Below are 15,511 nucleotides of genomic sequence, written 5' to 3'. Positions count from 1 at the left end.
GACCCGGCGCTGGCCTGTATTGGCCGTTATGTGAAACCGCTGGTGCGCCGCGCAGCGGCGCTACGCCCAACCATGAAGGCGCATCTTTGATGGGGCTGGAATGGGCGGGAGAGCCTAAGGGCAAGAAAAAAGGGAGCGCAATGGCTCCCTTTTTCCATTTTATGTCAGAAGGTTCAGCTGTCCAGCTTGACCAGCGCGTGACGTTTCTTGCCGGCGCTGAGCTTGATCGGCGATGACAAAGCGCCTGCGTCGATCATCAGCCCTGCGTCGGTCAGCGGCTGGTCGTCGATTTTGGCGCCGTTTTCGGAAATCAGCCGCTTGGCGTCCTTGCCGGATTTGGCGAGGCCGGATTTCACGATCAGCTGCACGATCGAGATGCCGTCACCGAGGTCGGCAGGCGACAGCGACAGTGTGGGCAGGTCGTCGCCAACGCCGCCCCTTTCGAACACCTCGCGGGCGGTGGCTTCCGCCATGGCGGCTGCTTCGGCGCCGTGCAGCAGGGTGGTGACCTCATTGGCGAGGATCACCTTGCCCGCGTTGATCTCAGAGCCTTGCAGGGCGCCGATGCGTTCGCATTCCGCGACCGGCAGTTCGGTGTAGAGCTTGAGGAACCGGCCGACGTCGGCGTCGGTTGTGTTGCGCCAGAACTGCCAGAACTCATAAGGGCTGCGCATTTCGGCGTTGAGCCAGACCGCGCCGTCCTGGGATTTGCCCATTTTCTTGCCGTCAGAGGTTGTCAGCAGCGGCGAGGTGAGGCCGAAGATCGAATTGTCCAGCACCCGGCGGGTGAGGTCGATGCCGTTGACGATATTGCCCCATTGGTCCGAACCGCCCATCTGCAGGATGCAGCCGTAGCGGCGGTTCAGCTCCAGGAAGTCATAGGCCTGCAGGATCATGTAGTTGAACTCGAGGAACGACAGCGACTGCTCGCGGTCGAGGCGCGATTTCACGCTCTCGAAGGACAGCATCCGGTTCACCGAGAAATGGCGGCCGATGTCGCGCAGGAATTCCAGGTAATTCAGATCGTCTAGCCATTCGGCATTGTTCAGCATCAGCGCCTTGTTCGGGGCGTCGGTGTCGTAGTCGATGTAGGCGGAGAACACCTTCTTGATGCCCGCGATATTGTCGTTGATCGCGGCTTCGTCCAAGAGCGGGCGTTCATCTGCGCGGAAAGACGGATCGCCCACCTTGGTGGTGCCGCCGCCCATCAGGGTGATCGGCTGGTGGCCGGTCTTCTGGAACCAGCGCAGCATCATGATCTGAATGAGCGAGCCCACGTGCAGCGATTTCGCCGTTGCGTCAAAGCCGATATAGGCCGGGCGCACACCGCTGATCAGGGCGTCATCCAGGCCCTGGTAATCGGTGCAGTCCGCGAGGAACCCGCGTTCCATCATGACTGCGACGAAATCCGATTTCGGTGTGTAGGTCATAACATGCCTCGGTCTATGGTTTTGCACCATGCCCTATAAATCGCATTGGCGCCGGTTGGAACCTGTTTTCCCGGCAAATTATGCGCTGTAGTATCCCCTGCAACGGGCGGTACGGCCCGGATCCTGAAGGATGGGGGCAGGCCATGAGCAGGGCCATTGCAAAAACGGGTATGGTGCGGGCGCTGGGTGCGATGAGCGGCACTTCGCTGGACGGGGTGGATGCTGCCGTTGTGGAGACCGACGGCGCGCGCATTCACGGGTTCGGCGAGAGCAGCTACCGCGAGTATACCGTGGAGGAGCGCAGCGTGCTGCGCGCGGGGCTGGGCAAATGGACCGGGCCGGAAGTGGAGGCCGCGGCAGAGATTTGCGATGCGGCCCATGCGGCGGCGCTGGCAGAGTTCGATGACGTGGAGATCATCGGCTTTCACGGCCAGACCCTGGCCCATGCGCCGCGGCTGCAGGGCACGCTGCAGGTGGGGGACGGGGCGGCTTTGGCTGAGAAACTGGGCAGGCCGGTGGTCTGGGACTTCCGCACGGATGATGTGGCGATGGGCGGCGAGGGCGCGCCGCTGGCGCCGTTTTTCCACTTTGCCTGTGCGAAATACATCGGTGCTGAGAGGCCCTTGTGTTTCCTGAACCTGGGCGGGGTCGGCAATATCACCTATGTGGACCCGCGGTTTGAGGCCCCCGAAGAGCCGGGGGCGCTTTTGGCGTTTGACACCGGCCCGGCCAATGCGCCGGTCAATGACCTGATGCAGGAACGGCTGGGCATTCCCTGGGATGCGGATGGCAAGGTGGCGCGTTCCGGCACTGTCGAAACCGGTGCGCTGGAGCTGTTCCTGGCTGAGCCGTATTTTGCAAGAATGCCGCCCAAGTCGCTGGACCGTAACGATTTTGCCGAGATGGTCGGGCTTGTGAAGGAACTGAGCGATGCAGATGCTGCCGCAACGCTGGTCGCCATGTGCGCAGCCGCGGTGGCGCAGGGCATGGAGCATTGCCCGGAGCCGCCGGAGGCGGTGCTGGTCACCGGCGGCGGGCGGCACAACCCTGTTCTGATGGAGATGCTGCGGGTGTCGCTGGATTGCCCGGTGAAACCGGTGGAAGAGGCAGGGCTGGACGGCGACATGCTGGAGGCGCAGGCCTTTGCCCATCTGGCGGTGCGGGTGGCGCGCGGCATGCCAACTTCGGCGCCGGGCACCACCGGGGTGAGCGCCTGTGTCGGCGGCGGTGTGGTTAGCGTGCCGGGGCAGTGACCAAGGGGCGGCCGGGCGCAAGAATTTTCTGAAAATTCTTGGCAAATTTCTTCAGAAGAAATTTGGGCCGACGTTGGGAGGTCAGCGGCTGAGCTGCTTCACATAGTCCGCGGTGAATTCCCCATACCCGTTAGACGTCGACTTCAGATGGTCTTGGGTAATCGCGTGGAAGGCAGGCAGCTGGTGAAAGGGCACATTCGGAAAGGAATGATGCTCTGCATGATAGGGCATGTTCCAGGCGACAAAGCGCACCAGCCGGTTGGTGAACGTGGTGCGGGAGTTTTCCAGCATGTTGGCGACGGAGGGGCAGAGGCCGTGTTCCGCCAGCAGATAGGCCCGCAAGAAGGGCTGACCGGTCAGCAGCGGCACGATCCACAGCCACAGCACCAGTGGCGACACCAGCAGGCTCAGCAGTGCGGCAGCGTAGATCGCCAGCAGCAGCCGCGCCTCCAGCCGCATGCCGGCGTGGCGGCGTTCCGGCAGGTAAGGTGATCCGATGGTGCCGAAGGCGTTGCGCCAGATGGTTTTGGCCATACCGCGCCAATAACCCCAGCCGCTCAGATACATGATCCACTGGCCAAAGGTTTCCGGACGCCCGCCATGTTCCAGCTCCGGGTCGCGCTTGGGGTCGTTGGTGTATTTGTGATGCGCCAGGTGGTAGTAGCGGAACCAGACAAAGGGCAGGGCGATGGCCAGGGCGCAGAAATGGCCTGCGGCCTCGTTCATCCAGGCACTGCGGAACGGGGTCTTGTGGGTGCACTCATGCGAGAGTGTGAACAGGAAGACCAGCAGCACGCCTTGCGGCAGCATCAGCAGCGGCCAGAATGGCACCTGCAGCGCGATGCCGGCGCTGCAGGCAGCCATCGCCGCGGTGTAAAGCACAAAATGCTTGAGCCCCGCGGTATCTGAGCGTGCGGTCAGCGCCGCCTTGGTTTCAGGCGGCAGCGATTTGATGAGGCTGGTGTGGTCCAGGCCGTGATCCATATGTGCAGACATATGGACAGTTTTGTCCAGTAATATGATTCGCGGCAAGAGGCAGAAAGTCAGCCGCGCGGGATGTCGAAACCGGGGGCGGCCAGTTCGAAGCTTTCAAACTGGAACCCGGGCGAGACCGTGCAGCTGACCAGGGTGAACGCTCCGGTGGTGCGGGCCGCCTGCCAGTGGCCTTCGGGCACGATCAGCTGCGGCGCGCCCTTTGCCAGGTCCGGGGTCAGCAGATGGTCCTGCGCGGGGCCTGCATCCGTTGCTGCCAGCGACAGCACCAGCGGTGCGCCGGCGTGGTAGAGCCAGATCTCGGCGGCATCGACGCGGTGCCAGTGGCTGGCCTCGCCTTCCTTTAAAAGAAAGTAAATACAGGTGCCTGTAGGGCGGCCTTCATTCTCTGCCCGCCAGGTTTCCCTGTACCAGCCGCCCTCCGGGTGCTGCTGTAGTCCCAGGTGTTCAATGATCCGGTCCGCGTCCATTGCTGCTCCCTCTGCTTTGGTGCTGGTAAATCTCTATTCCAGTCATATGTTTGGGCCATGACACTCACGATCCCCTTTGACAACACCTATGCCGCCCTGCCGGGGCAGTTCCACTCCAAACTGCCGCCGCAGCCGGTGAAGGCGCCGCGGCTGTTGGCCTTCAATGAGGATCTGGCGCGGATCCTGGGAATTGCGCCCGGGGAGGCTGAGGAGATGGCCGCAGTGTTTGGCGGCAATCAGGTGCCGGAAGGGGCGGATCCGCTGGCGCAGCTGTATTCCGGGCATCAGTTCGGCACCTACAATCCGCAATTGGGCGATGGGCGCGCGATCCTGCTGGGCGAGACGGTGGGAATGGATGGCAAGCGCCGGGACATCCAGCTGAAGGGCTCGGGCCGCACACCCTATTCCCGCAATGGCGACGGGCGGGCCTGGCTGGGGCCGGTGCTGCGCGAATATGTGGTGAGCGAGGCAATGCACAGCTTGGGCATCCCCACCACCCGTGCGCTGGCGGCGGTAGAGACCGGGGAGACGGTCTGGCGCGAGGGCGGCCTGCCCGGTGCGGTGCTGACCCGGGTGGCGGCAAGCCATCTGCGGGTGGGCACATTCCAGGTGTTCGCCGCGCGCGGCGACAAGGCGAGCCTCACGCAGCTGACGGACTATGCCCTTGCCCGCCATTACCCAGCGGCCGAGGGACCGATGGGGCTGTTGCGCTCTGTGCGTGATGCGCAGTCGGAGCTGATTGCCGCCTGGATGGCGGTGGGCTTCATCCATGGGGTGATGAACACCGACAATTCCGCGATTTCGGGTGAGACCATCGACTATGGGCCCTGCGCATTCATGGATGTCTACCACCCGCACACGGTGTTTTCCTCGATCGACCGGGGGCGGCGCTATGCCTATGCCAACCAGCCCACGATTGCGGTCTGGAACTTGGCGCAGCTGGCGACCGCGCTGATCCAGCAAATGGACGATCCGCAGGAGGGTGTCGAAGCAGCGACGGAGATCGTGCACGCGATGCCCGCGCTGACAGAGGCGGCCTGGCTGCGGCGGTTCCGCGCCAAGCTGGGGATCAGCACGGAGCAGGACGATGATCTGGAGCTGATTACTTCCCTTCTGGGCCGGATGGCTGAGAACCAGAGTGATTTCACAAACACCTTCCGCGCCCTGGCGGATGGCACGGCACGGGATCAGTTCACCGATCCGGCGGCTTTTGATGGCTGGGAACCGGATTGGCAGGCACGGCTGGAAGGGGAGCCGGACCCGCAAGCAGTTATGCGTGCGGCCAACCCGGCCTTCATCCCGCGCAACCACCGGATCGAGGAAATGATCGCCGGTGCGGTGGCAGGCGACTATGGGCTGTTCCATCGGCTGAACGCGGTGCTGGCCACCCCTTATGAGGACCAGCCGGAGCACAGTGATTTGCAGCGCCCGCCGCTGCCGGAGGAAGTGGTGCAGGCCACCTTCTGCGGCACCTGATCCCTTGTTCATCTGGCTGAAAATATCCCCGGGGGTGAATTGAGCCGGAGGCTCAAGAGGGGGCAGGCAGCCCCCTTTTTGCCGCATTATTTCCGGTTGATCAGGAACACGCCCGCAGCGACCAGCGCCAGGGCGGCCCAGACCTGCAGCCCGATCACCTCATCCAGCAGCGCCCAGCCCATGAAGACTGCCAGCACCGGCGACAGGAAGCTGAAAGACGCCACCGAACTGGCGCGGTAGATCTTGATCAGCTGGAACCACAAGAGATAGCCGAGGCTGGCGATGCAGATGCCCTGGAAGGCCAGACCCCAGAAGTGCAGGGGGCTGGTCTCTCGGACCAGCGGGCCGAACAGCGGTGCGGCAGCTGTTAGCAGCACGGCTGAGACCGCAAGCTGGAACACCAGCTGGCTGACCGGCGGCACCGCAGCCAGCGGGGTGATGCGCAAGCAGAGCGCAATTCCGGCCCAGCCGAAGGTAGCCCCCAGTGCCAGCAGATCGCCTGCCAGGCTGGCGGTGCCGCTGTCACGGTCCAGAACCGCAAGCGCCACCCCGCCCATGGCCAGCACCAGGCCGAGGCTTCGGACCCGGGTGAGCTGCTCGCCGGGCAGCAGCAGATGCGCGGCCAGCGCCAGCCAGACCGGCATTGAGTAGAAGATGATCGACGCACGCGAGACCGTGGTCACGTCCAGTGCGATAAACAGGCAGATGAACTCAAAGCAGAACAGGAGGCCCGCAACCACCCCCCAAAGCGCGGCGCCGCGGGGCAGCGGGCCGAGCCGCGGCCGGCGAAGGGTGATCCAGGCCGCCAGCACCAGGAGGCCGATGGCGGAGCGAAGCCCGGCCTGAAATACCGGGCCAAAGCCGCCGCCGGTCACCTTGATCACCACCTGGTTGAAGGCGAGGAGCAGGGCAAAACCGGTCAGCAATGCGGCGCCGGAGGTGTCAATGGGGCGTTTTTCCGTCATGGCGGCCACTGGATTGCGGCGGCGGTGGCAAGTCAAGCGAAACCCGGCGGTGCGTGCGGGCGCAACGGGGCTGTACGGCGGCTCTGGTTTTGCGCAAGATCGGGATATCGAATGGGGGTGCGGATGCCGGAAACAAGGCCGCCCGATACGCTGCGGATTGCCACATACAACATTCAGAAATGCATCGGCCTCGACCTGCGGCGGCGGCCGGAGCGGATTTTGCAGGTGCTGGACGGGATCAAGGCGGATGTGGCGGTGCTGCAGGAAGCGGACAAGCGCTTGCCGCCGCGGCCGGCGGCGCTGCCGCATTTCCTGGTGGAGGAAACCGGCTGGCAGGCAGCGGATCTGGGTGGCGCCGGATCGCTGGGCTGGCATGGCAACGCCGTCCTGTACCGGAACGGGGTGCGGTTGCGCAGCAAAGGGCATATCACGCTGCCAGGGCTGGAGCCGCGCGGGGCGGTCTGGGTGGAACTGGAAACAGCACTGGGTCTGGTGCGGGTGATCGGCGCCCATCTGGGGCTGACCGGCCGGGCGCGGCGCGAGCAGATGCATGCGCTGGCCCGGGCCGCGAAACGCGATGACTCCGCGGTTGTTCTGGCGGGCGATTTCAACGAATGGTCGCGCGGGGCTGTGCTGGAGCATATCGCCCCGGCGCTGAAGTTCCTGCCGCCGCGGGCCAGCTTCCCGGCGATGCGGCCTTTGGGAGCGCTGGACCGGATTGCCCATTGCAAGCGGCTGAAGGCAGTTGGGCATGGGGTGCATGGCGCGCGGCCGGCGCATATCGCCTCTGACCATCTGCCTGTCTGGGCGGATTTGCGGGCGGTTTGAGGCGGGAGCGCTCCCGCGCCCGCAGATGCTCAGGCTGCGCCTGATGCCTCTTGGCTGCCTTGGGCCGGGCGCTGCTGCGCAGCGCAGAGTTTGTTCGCTGAGAAGCGCCTAAGGGCAGGTGTGCCCTTAGGCGCCATTTCAAGTGTGTGGTCCGCCAGCGCCGCGTCAAGGGCAAACCGCGCGTGCCGCGCGGTCCCTGCAGGACCCTTGACCCGGCACTGGCGGAGAAAAGTTACCGCGCGCGCTGCTTCTGGCCGCGGCGCTGGGCGTTTCCGGGCTTGCTGCCCTGCGGTTTGCCCTGGCTGCTGCCGCCGCCGCCACCACCGCCGCCACGGCGGCGCTGGCCGCCGGGTTTGCCGCCGCCGCGGCGCCCCCCGCCGGGACGGCCGCCCGGCTTGCCTGCTGGGGCTGCCGGATCCGGCATCGCTTCCCAGGGGCGGCCGGAGGCGGTGGGGATGGTGATCTTCATCACCTTCTGAATTGCCTTCAGTTCTTCCATCTCATCCGGGGCGCAGAAAGCGACCGCCTGGCCGTCCTTGCCCGCCCGCGCGGTGCGGCCGATGCGGTGGACATAGGCATCAGGCACATTGGGCAGTTCGTAGTTGTAGACGTATTTCACGTCCGGAATGTCGAGGCCGCGGGCGGCGACGTCGGTGGCGACCAGCACCTTGATTTCACCTGCCTTGAAGGCCGCAAGGGCGCGCTCGCGCTGGCCCTGGGATTTGTTGCCGTGGATGGCGGCGGCTGCGAAACCGGCCTTGTCCAGGGTCTTCATCAGCTTTTCCATGCCCCATTTGGTGCGGCCGAAGACCAGGGTGCGCTCGTCCTTATGCTCGTTCAGCAGTTCCTTCAGCAGGTCCAGCTTGGCGGCCTTGGCGATGAAATGCACCGACTGAGTGATCTTGTCTGCAGCCTTGCCCGGAGGCGAGACCTCGATCCGGACCGGGCTTTGCAGGTAGGAGTTCGCGATCTCGTTCATCTGTTTCGGCATGGTGGCCGAGAACAGCATGGTCTGGCGCTCAGCCGGGATCAGCGCCGCGATCTTGCGCAGGGTATGGATGAAGCCCAGGTCCAGCATCTGGTCGGCCTCGTCCAGGACCAGGAAGTCGCAGGAGCCGAGGTCCAGCGCGCCGCGGTCGAGGATGTCGATCAGGCGGCCGGGGGTGGCGACCAGGATGTCGGTGCCTTTGGCGATGCGGGCGATCTGCGGGTTGATGGAGACGCCGCCCACCACCAGGCCGACCTTCATCGGGGTGTTTTCCGTCAGGCCCTTCAGCGTGTCGGCAATCTGGTTGGCCAGCTCGCGGGTCGGCGCCAGCACCAGGCCGCGTACGGTCATCGCGGCGGGTTTGCGGCCGTATTCCAGCATACGGGCGACCAGCGGCACGCCGAAGGCGGCGGTCTTGCCGGTGCCGGTCTGGGCCAGTCCCAGCACGTCCTTGCCGTTTAGCGCATGAGGGATGGCGCGGGCCTGGATCGGGGTGGGGTCGTTAAGGCCCATGTCCTTGAGACGGGCGAGGAGCTTTTCAGGAAGCCCCATGGTCGAGAATTCAGTCACATTCATATCCTTGTGCGGCCAGGCAAGACGCACAGGCCGGTGCCGCGGATCAGAGCCGCGGATGGGGTGGGGCAGGGGCCTCAGACGCGCGCTGGCCGGATGCCAGGCCGCTGGCCTCTGCAATCCCCACGCGTGATCTTGGGAATGGCGGCATATCACTAGACCCCGGATCAATGGTTGTGCGCAGGCTGCGCGTCCGGTCTTTGGCCTCTGCTCACGCGGCAGGGAGGGATGCCTGGGCGCCAAATGGCTGTGGATAAGCCGTTTGTCAACCTTTGATACCGGTGAAAAGCCTGTTTTCGGCACAGATTGCATCCGTTAAAGAGGAAGGCCAGAAACCCGTGAGGAAGATATGCAAAAAACGATCATCGCCCGCTGCGAGGCCAAAGGGCTGCGCATGACCGGCCAGCGCCGGGTGATTGCCCAGGTGCTGCAGGACAGCGATGATCATCCGGATGTCGAGGAGCTTTATGCCCGCGCCAGCGCAATGGATGCGGGCATTTCGATCGCCACGGTCTACCGCACCGTCAAACTGTTCGAAGAGGCGGGCATCCTGGAACGGCTGGAGTTTGGCGATGGGCGCGCGCGCTATGAGGACGCCGAGCGGGAGCATCACGACCACCTGATCGACATGAACACCGGTGAGGTGATCGAATTCTGCGATCCTGAGATTGAAGAACTGCAGGAGCGGATCGCGCGCAAGCTGGGATATGAGCTGCGCGGCCATAAACTGGAGCTGTATGGAGTGCCGCGCAAGGACGGTTAGGATCCTGCCCTAAAGCAGGCGGTTTGCGGCAGGCCGTTTCTTGAAAAGAAAGCGGCGCAGAAATCACGTGATTTCCGGTTGGGCCCGGTGCAAACCGGCCCATCCATCACGGGTGTTGATATGTATGCTCACGTCTTGTCATGAAAGCGGGTCGGAAACGGAGTTGCCCGCGTCAGGGTGCTGATGTCTTTTGCCCGGATGGCCCGGCAAGCTGCCGGTCCGCAACACGGGACGCGCGAACATGAACAACCTGCACGGCATTTTGCTGGTCATCGCCTCGATGGCGTTTTTCACGCTTGAAGACATGTTCATCAAGCGCCTGGCCGGCAATATCCCGGTTGGCGAGATCCTGATCTGCCTGGGGCTGGGCTGCGGGCTGGTGTTTGCGGTCATGGCAAAGATGCAAGGCAACGCGCTGTTTGCGCCGCGGGCCTGGCGGCTGAAGCCGGTGCTGCGGGCGGGAACCGAGGCCATCTCAGCCATGGGGTTTGCCTCGGCGCTGGCGCTGGTGGACATCTCCACCGTTGCGGCGGTGTTTCAGGCGACGCCTTTGGTGATCACCATGGGCGCGGCACTGTTTCTGGGTGAAGACGTGGGCTGGCGGCGCTGGCTGGCGATTTGCACCGGTTTTGCCGGCGTGCTGCTGATCATCCGGCCCGGGCTGGACGGGTTTGAGCCCGCCGCCCTGCTGGTGCTTGTTGCCGTCCTGGGCGTTGCTGCGCGCGACCTGATGACCCGGGTGATGGACAGCGCGGTGCCCTCCTCTGTGGTCAGCTTTCAAGCCTACCTGTCGCTGATCCTGGCGGGCGGGCTGCTGCTGGCCTTTACCCCGGGCGAGGCGCGTATGCTGGAGGGCGGTGAATACGGCATGATGATGGGCGGCATCGTCTTTGGCGTTATGGGGTACTACGGCATCGTGGTGGCGATGCGGATCGGCGATGCCTCGGCAGTCACCCCGTTCCGCTACACCAGGCTGCTGTTCTCGATTCTGGTCGGTGTCATCGTCTTTGGCGAGCGGCCCGATGCGCTGACCCTGGCGGGTGCGTCGCTGATCATTGCCTCCGGTCTTTATACCTTTGTCCGCGAGCAGCGGCTGGCCCGGCGGGCCCGCCGGGCAGCGGCAGCTGCGGCCTGACGTCCCGCCCAGGGGAAATCCTCCGGCCTGTTGGCGCAAACAGGGCAATGTTAGCCCTAAACCGCCGCTTTTATGTGTGTTAGCGGTAACGATGCCGGTTTACTTTCCGGCAGCGGCTGGTATGACGCTGGCAACAGAACGCGCCTCTTTCAGGCCCAACCAAGGATGGACAGATGAGCACCATTATCGACATTCACGCCCGTGAGATCCTCGACAGCCGGGGCAACCCGACGGTTGAGGTCGACGTGATCCTGGAAGACGGCACCATGGGCCGCGCCGCCGTGCCCTCGGGTGCGTCGACCGGCGCCTATGAGGCGGTGGAAAAGCGCGACGGCGACAAGTCCCGCTACATGGGCAAGGGTGTGCTGGAAGCGGTTGCCGCGGTGAACGGCGAGATTGCCGAAGAACTGGTCGGCTTTGATGCCACTGAGCAGGTCGCCGTGGACAGCGCTATGATCGAGCTGGATGGCACCGAGAACAAGGGCCGCCTGGGCGCCAACGCCATTCTGGGTGTCTCCATGGCTGTGGCCAAGGCCGCCGCCGATTTCACCACCCAGCCGCTCTACCGCTACATCGGCGGCACCTCGGCCCGGGTCCTGCCGGTGCCGATGATGAACATCATCAACGGCGGCGAGCACGCCGACAACCCGATCGACATCCAGGAATTCATGATCATGCCGGTGGCCGCGGACAACATCCGCGACGCGGTGCGCATGGGTTCTGAGGTGTTCCACACCCTGAAGAAAGAGCTGTCGGCTGCGGGTCTGTCCACCGGTATCGGTGACGAAGGCGGCTTTGCCCCCAACATCGGCTCCTCCCGCGAGGCGCTGGACTTCATCCTGAAGTCGATCGAGAAGGCAGGCTACAAGCCCGGTGAAGAGATCTATCTGGCGCTCGATTGCGCGGCGACCGAATACTATAAGGACGGCAAATATGTCCTAGCGGGTGAAGGCAAGTCGCTGACCTCCGAGGAAAACGCCGACTATCTGGCGGCGCTGGTCAACGACTACCCGATCATCTCCATCGAGGACGGCATGTCCGAGGACGATTGGGACGGCTGGAAGCTGCTGACAGACAAGATCGGCAAGTCCGTGCAGCTGGTAGGCGACGACCTGTTTGTGACCAACCCGGCGCGTCTGGCCGATGGTATCGAGCGCGGTGTTGCCAACTCGATGCTGGTGAAGGTGAACCAGATCGGTTCGCTGACCGAGACCCTGAAGGCGGTCGATATGGCGCACCGCGCGCGTTACACCAACGTGATGTCGCACCGTTCGGGCGAGACCGAGGACGCCACCATCGCCGACCTGGCAGTTGCCACCAACTGCGGCCAAATCAAGACCGGCTCGCTGGCACGTTCGGACCGGCTGGCGAAATACAACCAGCTGATCCGTATTGAGGAAATGCTGGGTGAGGTGGCCGAATATGCGGGCCGTTCGATCCTGAAGTAAGAGCTTTGTAATTTGCTAACGGAAAAGCGCCTCGAACAAGTAGTTCGAGGCGTTTGTTTGTATAAGGGGAATTTGAAATGAAAACACGGCGCGTTTACTACTATTCTTCTTCAAAGCACGCTGTTGAAAACCTTGCAAATCGTCGAATTAGAGTGAGCAGGTTCTCACAATGCAACGACGTTTTCGAGCTAGAAGCTGTGGATTTCACTGACAAAAAATTTAGAGAGGAGTTTAGAAGCTACATTAGGCAAATTGACCGTGAGCAAGGCCTAGTTTGCCTATCTAGGACGTGGAAGAGCGCGATCATGTGGTCTCACTACGCCGATAAACATAAAGGAGTTTGCTTTGCGTTTGATGTAAACGCGGAGACAAGCTTTAACGTTACCTACTCTTCAGAGCGATTGTACCCGGGGATCACCCTCAAAAACTTTCTCGAACATGTTAATGAGAGCAAGCTGGAAGAACTTTTCGGTACAAAGTCAATTGACTGGGCCTACGAACAAGAAGTTCGTTTAATGGTTCCCTTGAAGGGAGAAGAGCCAGATGCCGACGGGAACTTCTTCTTTGGTTTCGGTGGGGATCTGCGTTTGCGGGAAGTTTTCTTAGGACAGAACACCGACTTGACCATCGAAGACATCGAAGAAGCTACGCAGGGAATGGATGTTGAGGTGATCCCCACTAGGCGGGCTTTCCGTAGCTTTTCGGTAGTGAGACAGAAGGATGAGAATTTGTGGCCAAGGCGAAAATGAACAGCCCGTCACTGGAAAACCGGTTTCAATCCGCCCACGCTGACTTGCTGATGTCCTCCTTTGCAAAAGTGACCGGCCGCCCGCTGCTTGACGGCACGGATGCCGAAGCGCTCTATCACGCGCCATTCCCGGTGCTGTCGCACAATACCGCGGCCGATCCGGTGCTGACCTATGGCAATCTGGCGGCGCAGGCGTTGTGGGAAATGGGCTGGGAACAGCTGACGGCGATGCCCTCGCGGCTGACGGCGGAGCCGGCCCACCGCAGCCAGCGTGATGCAATGTTTGCCGAGATGCGCGCCAAGGGCTTCATCGAAAACTATGCCGGGGTGCGGATCAGCGCCTCTGGCCGGCGGTTTGAGATCCGTAATGCGGTCATCTGGCCGCTGCTGGGGCCGGACGGGGAGAAGCTGGGCGAGGCGGCAACGTTTCGCGAGTATGCCTATCTGTGACCGCGGGCCGCAGCGCCGGGAAAGGGTTTGCGCACCCCCAGCGCAGCCATAGGAAAAGGCCAGCGGTTGTGTGGCCCGGTTCACAGACGGCTTTTCACGATCCTGTTATCTTACCTTTACGCGGTCCGGTTGTTGCCGCGGGAAAGGGGAGATCGCCATGGCAAATCAGGGTTTGCGCAGACTGGCAGTCTTAGTTGTTCTTTCAGCATTACTGGGGTGCGGCGAGCCGGGAAAATACCCGCTAAGCGGGACAAATGCTGCACCATCTGATCCGGTTCGAAGCATGACTGCGTCGGCCGGGTTCATGAACCATCCGGGAATTTGAGACCGGATGGCTGGCGCTCCGGCCGGGGGCGGGGCGTCAACTCCAAGGGGTTAGCAGCAGCGCTGTAGGGCGCCGCGGTGTGCTTGGTTCCGTCGCCGCACGGCGAGGTCATTGGTCTGCCTGGCCGTCGTGCGCCAATACGGTGACTGCTGCAGCCCCGCCTGACGGAAGATAGGTTTGGATACCGGCCTTTCGGGGGAGGGCCGGCCTGAGGGCGCAGGGTGCACTGTGCCTTCAGGGCAGCATTTCCTTAGTCATCAGGATGTAGTTGCTGCGCGGCTTGAAGCGGGTGCGCTGGTAGAGCCGCTGAGCGGTCTCGTTATCGCGGTCGACCTCCAGGTGCAGTGCGCGCATCCCGGCTGAAGCCAGGGTTTTGGGCAGTTCAGTCAGCACTTCGGTGGCAATGCCGCGGCCGCGCACGGCGGGGCGGATGTACAGTTCATCCACAAAGCCGTCCATGCCGCCGAATTCCACCGACCAGCCGAAGGTTATGACGATATAGCCAATTGGCGCGCGGGTGGGGCCGATCAGGTAGACGGCGCCGTAGGGGTGGCCGTTCAGCAGCGGCTCAATCCCAGCTTGGCGATGCGCGTCCGTGGTGTCGAGGCCGGATTCGGCGTGGAAGGCGGCAACCAGGGCCAGCACCCGGTCCAGATGTTCGGGTTTGGCGAGATGCAGGGCGGCGCTCATAGGCGGGCGAGCCTTTCGGTCAGGAGGGTGAAGAAGCCGTCCGCGTCGGCGTCGCCGATGAACATTGCATTGGGTGTGCGGCCGGTGATGCCCCACCAGTCAGCAACGGTCATGCCGAGGGTGAGGTCCGATTTGGTTTCAATCTCGACGTTCACGTGGCGGCCGGAGAACAGGCTGGGCTGCAAGAGCCAGGCGATGACGCAGGGATCATGCAGCGGCCCGCCTTCGGAGCCGTATTTCTCCACATCGAAGCGTTCGAAGAAATCGAGCATTTCGGCGGTGAAATGGCCGACCCGGGTATCAAGGGCGCGGATCGCGTCTACGCGCGGCCTGGTGGCCAGCACCTTATGCGTCGCATCCAGCGGCAACACGGTCAGGGGCGCGCCGGATCTGAAAACGATTTCAGCGGCTTCCGGGTCGACGTAAATGTTGAACTCAGCCGCCGGGGTGATGTTGCCCACCTCGAAATAGGCGCCGCCCATCATCACGATTTCCTGCACCCGCTCGATTATGTCGGGGGCGGTATTAAAAGCGGCGGCGATGTTGGTGAGCGGGCCCAGGGTGCAGAGGGTAACCGTGCCCGGCGCCTCGCGGCGCAGGGTTTCGATGATGAAGTCGACGCCGTGCCCTTCGGCCAGCGGCATTTGCGGCTCCCACAGGTCCGGCCCGTCAAGGCCGGTCTGGCCATGCACGTGTTCGGCGGTGATCAGCGGGCGCGCCAGCGGCGCCTTGCTGCCTGCGTAGACGGGGACATCCGTCTTGCCCGCGGCCTCGCAGACGATGCGGACGTTCTTGCTGGTGAGCTCCAGGGGCACATTGCCGGCAGCGCAGGTGATGCCCAGCAGGTCCAGTTCCTGCGGGCTGGCCAGCGCCAGCAGGATGGCAACGGCATCATCCTGGCCCGGATCGGTGTCGATGATGATTTTCCTGGCGCTCATGGCAGTCTCCGCACGTCGTGAACCACGAGATTACGCGC

15 protein-coding genes are annotated in these 15,511 nt (G+C 63.2%); 8 read left to right on the top strand and 7 right to left on the bottom strand.

The genetic code is table 11. The features are described from left to right. Nucleotides 1-173: 173 nt before the first annotated feature. The gene (gene tyrS / locus ACXAEK_RS17065; protein ID WP_475043691.1) at nucleotides 174-1,430 is read right to left on the bottom strand and encodes a tyrosine--tRNA ligase; all 1,257 of its coding nucleotides are present in this window, start codon (nucleotides 1,428-1,430) and stop codon (nucleotides 174-176) included. A gap of 143 nt (nucleotides 1,431-1,573) precedes the next feature. On the opposite strand from tyrS, the gene ACXAEK_RS17060 reads away from it, so the two are divergent. Next, entirely contained in the window at nucleotides 1,574-2,683 is a 1,110-nt protein-coding gene (locus ACXAEK_RS17060) for an anhydro-N-acetylmuramic acid kinase (RefSeq protein ID WP_475043690.1), read from the top strand. A gap of 81 nt (nucleotides 2,684-2,764) precedes the next feature. Here ACXAEK_RS17060 and ACXAEK_RS17055 read toward each other — a convergent pair whose 3' ends face one another. Both ACXAEK_RS17055 and ACXAEK_RS17050 read right to left on the bottom strand, forming a co-directional pair. Continuing rightward, a complete protein-coding gene (locus tag ACXAEK_RS17055; protein WP_475043689.1) occupies nucleotides 2,765-3,679 on the bottom strand; it encodes a fatty acid desaturase in 915 nt (304 codons plus the stop codon). 47 nt (nucleotides 3,680-3,726) lie between these two features. Then, entirely contained in the window at nucleotides 3,727-4,146 is a 420-nt protein-coding gene (locus ACXAEK_RS17050; RefSeq protein WP_475043688.1) for a cupin domain-containing protein, read from the bottom strand. Between the two features lie 57 nt (nucleotides 4,147-4,203). On the opposite strand from ACXAEK_RS17050, the gene ACXAEK_RS17045 reads away from it, so the two are divergent. Then, nucleotides 4,204-5,622 carry a protein adenylyltransferase SelO gene (locus tag ACXAEK_RS17045; protein WP_475043686.1) on the top strand — a complete coding sequence of 473 codons (1,419 nt, stop codon included), beginning with the start codon at nucleotides 4,204-4,206 and terminating at the stop codon, nucleotides 5,620-5,622. A gap of 86 nt (nucleotides 5,623-5,708) precedes the next feature. Here the strand turns inward: ACXAEK_RS17045 and ACXAEK_RS17040 are convergent, their stop codons facing one another. Next, nucleotides 5,709-6,587 carry a DMT family transporter gene (locus ACXAEK_RS17040; protein WP_475043685.1) on the bottom strand — a complete coding sequence of 293 codons (879 nt, stop codon included), beginning with the start codon at nucleotides 6,585-6,587 and terminating at the stop codon, nucleotides 5,709-5,711. 123 nt (nucleotides 6,588-6,710) lie between these two features. Between ACXAEK_RS17040 and ACXAEK_RS17035 the strand changes: the two genes are divergently transcribed. Beyond that, entirely contained in the window at nucleotides 6,711-7,415 is a 705-nt protein-coding gene (locus tag ACXAEK_RS17035; protein WP_475043683.1) for an endonuclease/exonuclease/phosphatase family protein, read from the top strand. A 232-nt stretch (nucleotides 7,416-7,647) separates the two neighbouring features. Here ACXAEK_RS17035 and ACXAEK_RS17030 read toward each other — a convergent pair whose 3' ends face one another. After that, entirely contained in the window at nucleotides 7,648-8,973 is a 1,326-nt protein-coding gene (locus ACXAEK_RS17030; protein WP_475043682.1) for a DEAD/DEAH box helicase, read from the bottom strand. Between the two features lie 352 nt (nucleotides 8,974-9,325). Between ACXAEK_RS17030 and ACXAEK_RS17025 the strand changes: the two genes are divergently transcribed. The 5 genes from ACXAEK_RS17025 (at nucleotide 9,326) to ACXAEK_RS17005 (ending at nucleotide 13,520) form a co-directional block, all read left to right on the top strand. Next, nucleotides 9,326-9,739: a Fur family transcriptional regulator gene (locus ACXAEK_RS17025; RefSeq protein ID WP_475043680.1), complete on the top strand. Its 414-nt coding sequence runs from the start codon at nucleotides 9,326-9,328 to the stop codon at nucleotides 9,737-9,739. A 241-nt stretch (nucleotides 9,740-9,980) separates the two neighbouring features. Next, nucleotides 9,981-10,874, top strand: a complete 894-nt coding sequence (locus tag ACXAEK_RS17020) for a DMT family transporter (protein WP_475043679.1) — start codon at nucleotides 9,981-9,983, stop codon at nucleotides 10,872-10,874. Between the two features lie 173 nt (nucleotides 10,875-11,047). Then, nucleotides 11,048-12,322, top strand: a complete 1,275-nt coding sequence (gene eno / locus ACXAEK_RS17015) for a phosphopyruvate hydratase (protein WP_475043677.1) — start codon at nucleotides 11,048-11,050, stop codon at nucleotides 12,320-12,322. A 305-nt stretch (nucleotides 12,323-12,627) separates the two neighbouring features. Beyond that, nucleotides 12,628-13,071 carry a DUF2971 domain-containing protein gene (locus ACXAEK_RS17010; protein WP_475043675.1) on the top strand — a complete coding sequence of 148 codons (444 nt, stop codon included), beginning with the start codon at nucleotides 12,628-12,630 and terminating at the stop codon, nucleotides 13,069-13,071. Further along, entirely contained in the window at nucleotides 13,053-13,520 is a 468-nt protein-coding gene (locus tag ACXAEK_RS17005; protein ID WP_475043674.1) for an MEKHLA domain-containing protein, read from the top strand. The genes ACXAEK_RS17010 and ACXAEK_RS17005 overlap by 19 nt, the downstream gene beginning before the upstream one ends. A gap of 559 nt (nucleotides 13,521-14,079) precedes the next feature. Here ACXAEK_RS17005 and ACXAEK_RS17000 read toward each other — a convergent pair. Both ACXAEK_RS17000 and ACXAEK_RS16995 read right to left on the bottom strand, forming a co-directional pair. Next, complete coding sequence (locus tag ACXAEK_RS17000) at nucleotides 14,080-14,535, bottom strand: GNAT family N-acetyltransferase (RefSeq protein ID WP_475043673.1); 456 nt, start codon at nucleotides 14,533-14,535, stop codon at nucleotides 14,080-14,082. Next, a complete protein-coding gene (locus ACXAEK_RS16995; protein ID WP_475043671.1) occupies nucleotides 14,532-15,473 on the bottom strand; it encodes a nucleoside hydrolase in 942 nt (313 codons plus the stop codon). The genes ACXAEK_RS17000 and ACXAEK_RS16995 overlap by 4 nt, the downstream gene beginning before the upstream one ends. Nucleotides 15,474-15,511: the final 38 nt, after the last annotated feature.

Source organism: Leisingera sp. ABM4_101, assembly GCF_056158725.1.
Note: the sequence above shows the minus strand (reverse complement) of the source record. Positions and strands in the feature narration are given on the sequence as shown.

Coding starts and splice junctions, on each gene's coding strand:
- ACXAEK_RS17020 (WP_475043679.1), top strand. CDS start 9,981: ATGAACAACCTGCACGGCATTTTGCTGGTCATCGCCTCGATGGCGTTT.
- ACXAEK_RS17050 (WP_475043688.1), bottom strand. CDS start 4,146: ATGGACGCGGACCGGATCATTGAACACCTGGGACTACAGCAGCACCCG.
- ACXAEK_RS16995 (WP_475043671.1), bottom strand. CDS start 15,473: ATGAGCGCCAGGAAAATCATCATCGACACCGATCCGGGCCAGGATGAT.
- ACXAEK_RS17025 (WP_475043680.1), top strand. CDS start 9,326: ATGCAAAAAACGATCATCGCCCGCTGCGAGGCCAAAGGGCTGCGCATG.
- ACXAEK_RS17010 (WP_475043675.1), top strand. CDS start 12,628: ATGTGGTCTCACTACGCCGATAAACATAAAGGAGTTTGCTTTGCGTTT.
- ACXAEK_RS17040 (WP_475043685.1), bottom strand. CDS start 6,587: ATGACGGAAAAACGCCCCATTGACACCTCCGGCGCCGCATTGCTGACC.
- ACXAEK_RS17000 (WP_475043673.1), bottom strand. CDS start 14,535: ATGAGCGCCGCCCTGCATCTCGCCAAACCCGAACATCTGGACCGGGTG.
- ACXAEK_RS17060 (WP_475043690.1), top strand. CDS start 1,574: ATGAGCAGGGCCATTGCAAAAACGGGTATGGTGCGGGCGCTGGGTGCG.
- ACXAEK_RS17045 (WP_475043686.1), top strand. CDS start 4,204: ATGACACTCACGATCCCCTTTGACAACACCTATGCCGCCCTGCCGGGG.
- tyrS (WP_475043691.1), bottom strand. CDS start 1,430: ATGACCTACACACCGAAATCGGATTTCGTCGCAGTCATGATGGAACGC.
- ACXAEK_RS17035 (WP_475043683.1), top strand. CDS start 6,711: ATGCCGGAAACAAGGCCGCCCGATACGCTGCGGATTGCCACATACAAC.
- eno (WP_475043677.1), top strand. CDS start 11,048: ATGAGCACCATTATCGACATTCACGCCCGTGAGATCCTCGACAGCCGG.
- ACXAEK_RS17055 (WP_475043689.1), bottom strand. CDS start 3,679: ATGTCTGCACATATGGATCACGGCCTGGACCACACCAGCCTCATCAAA.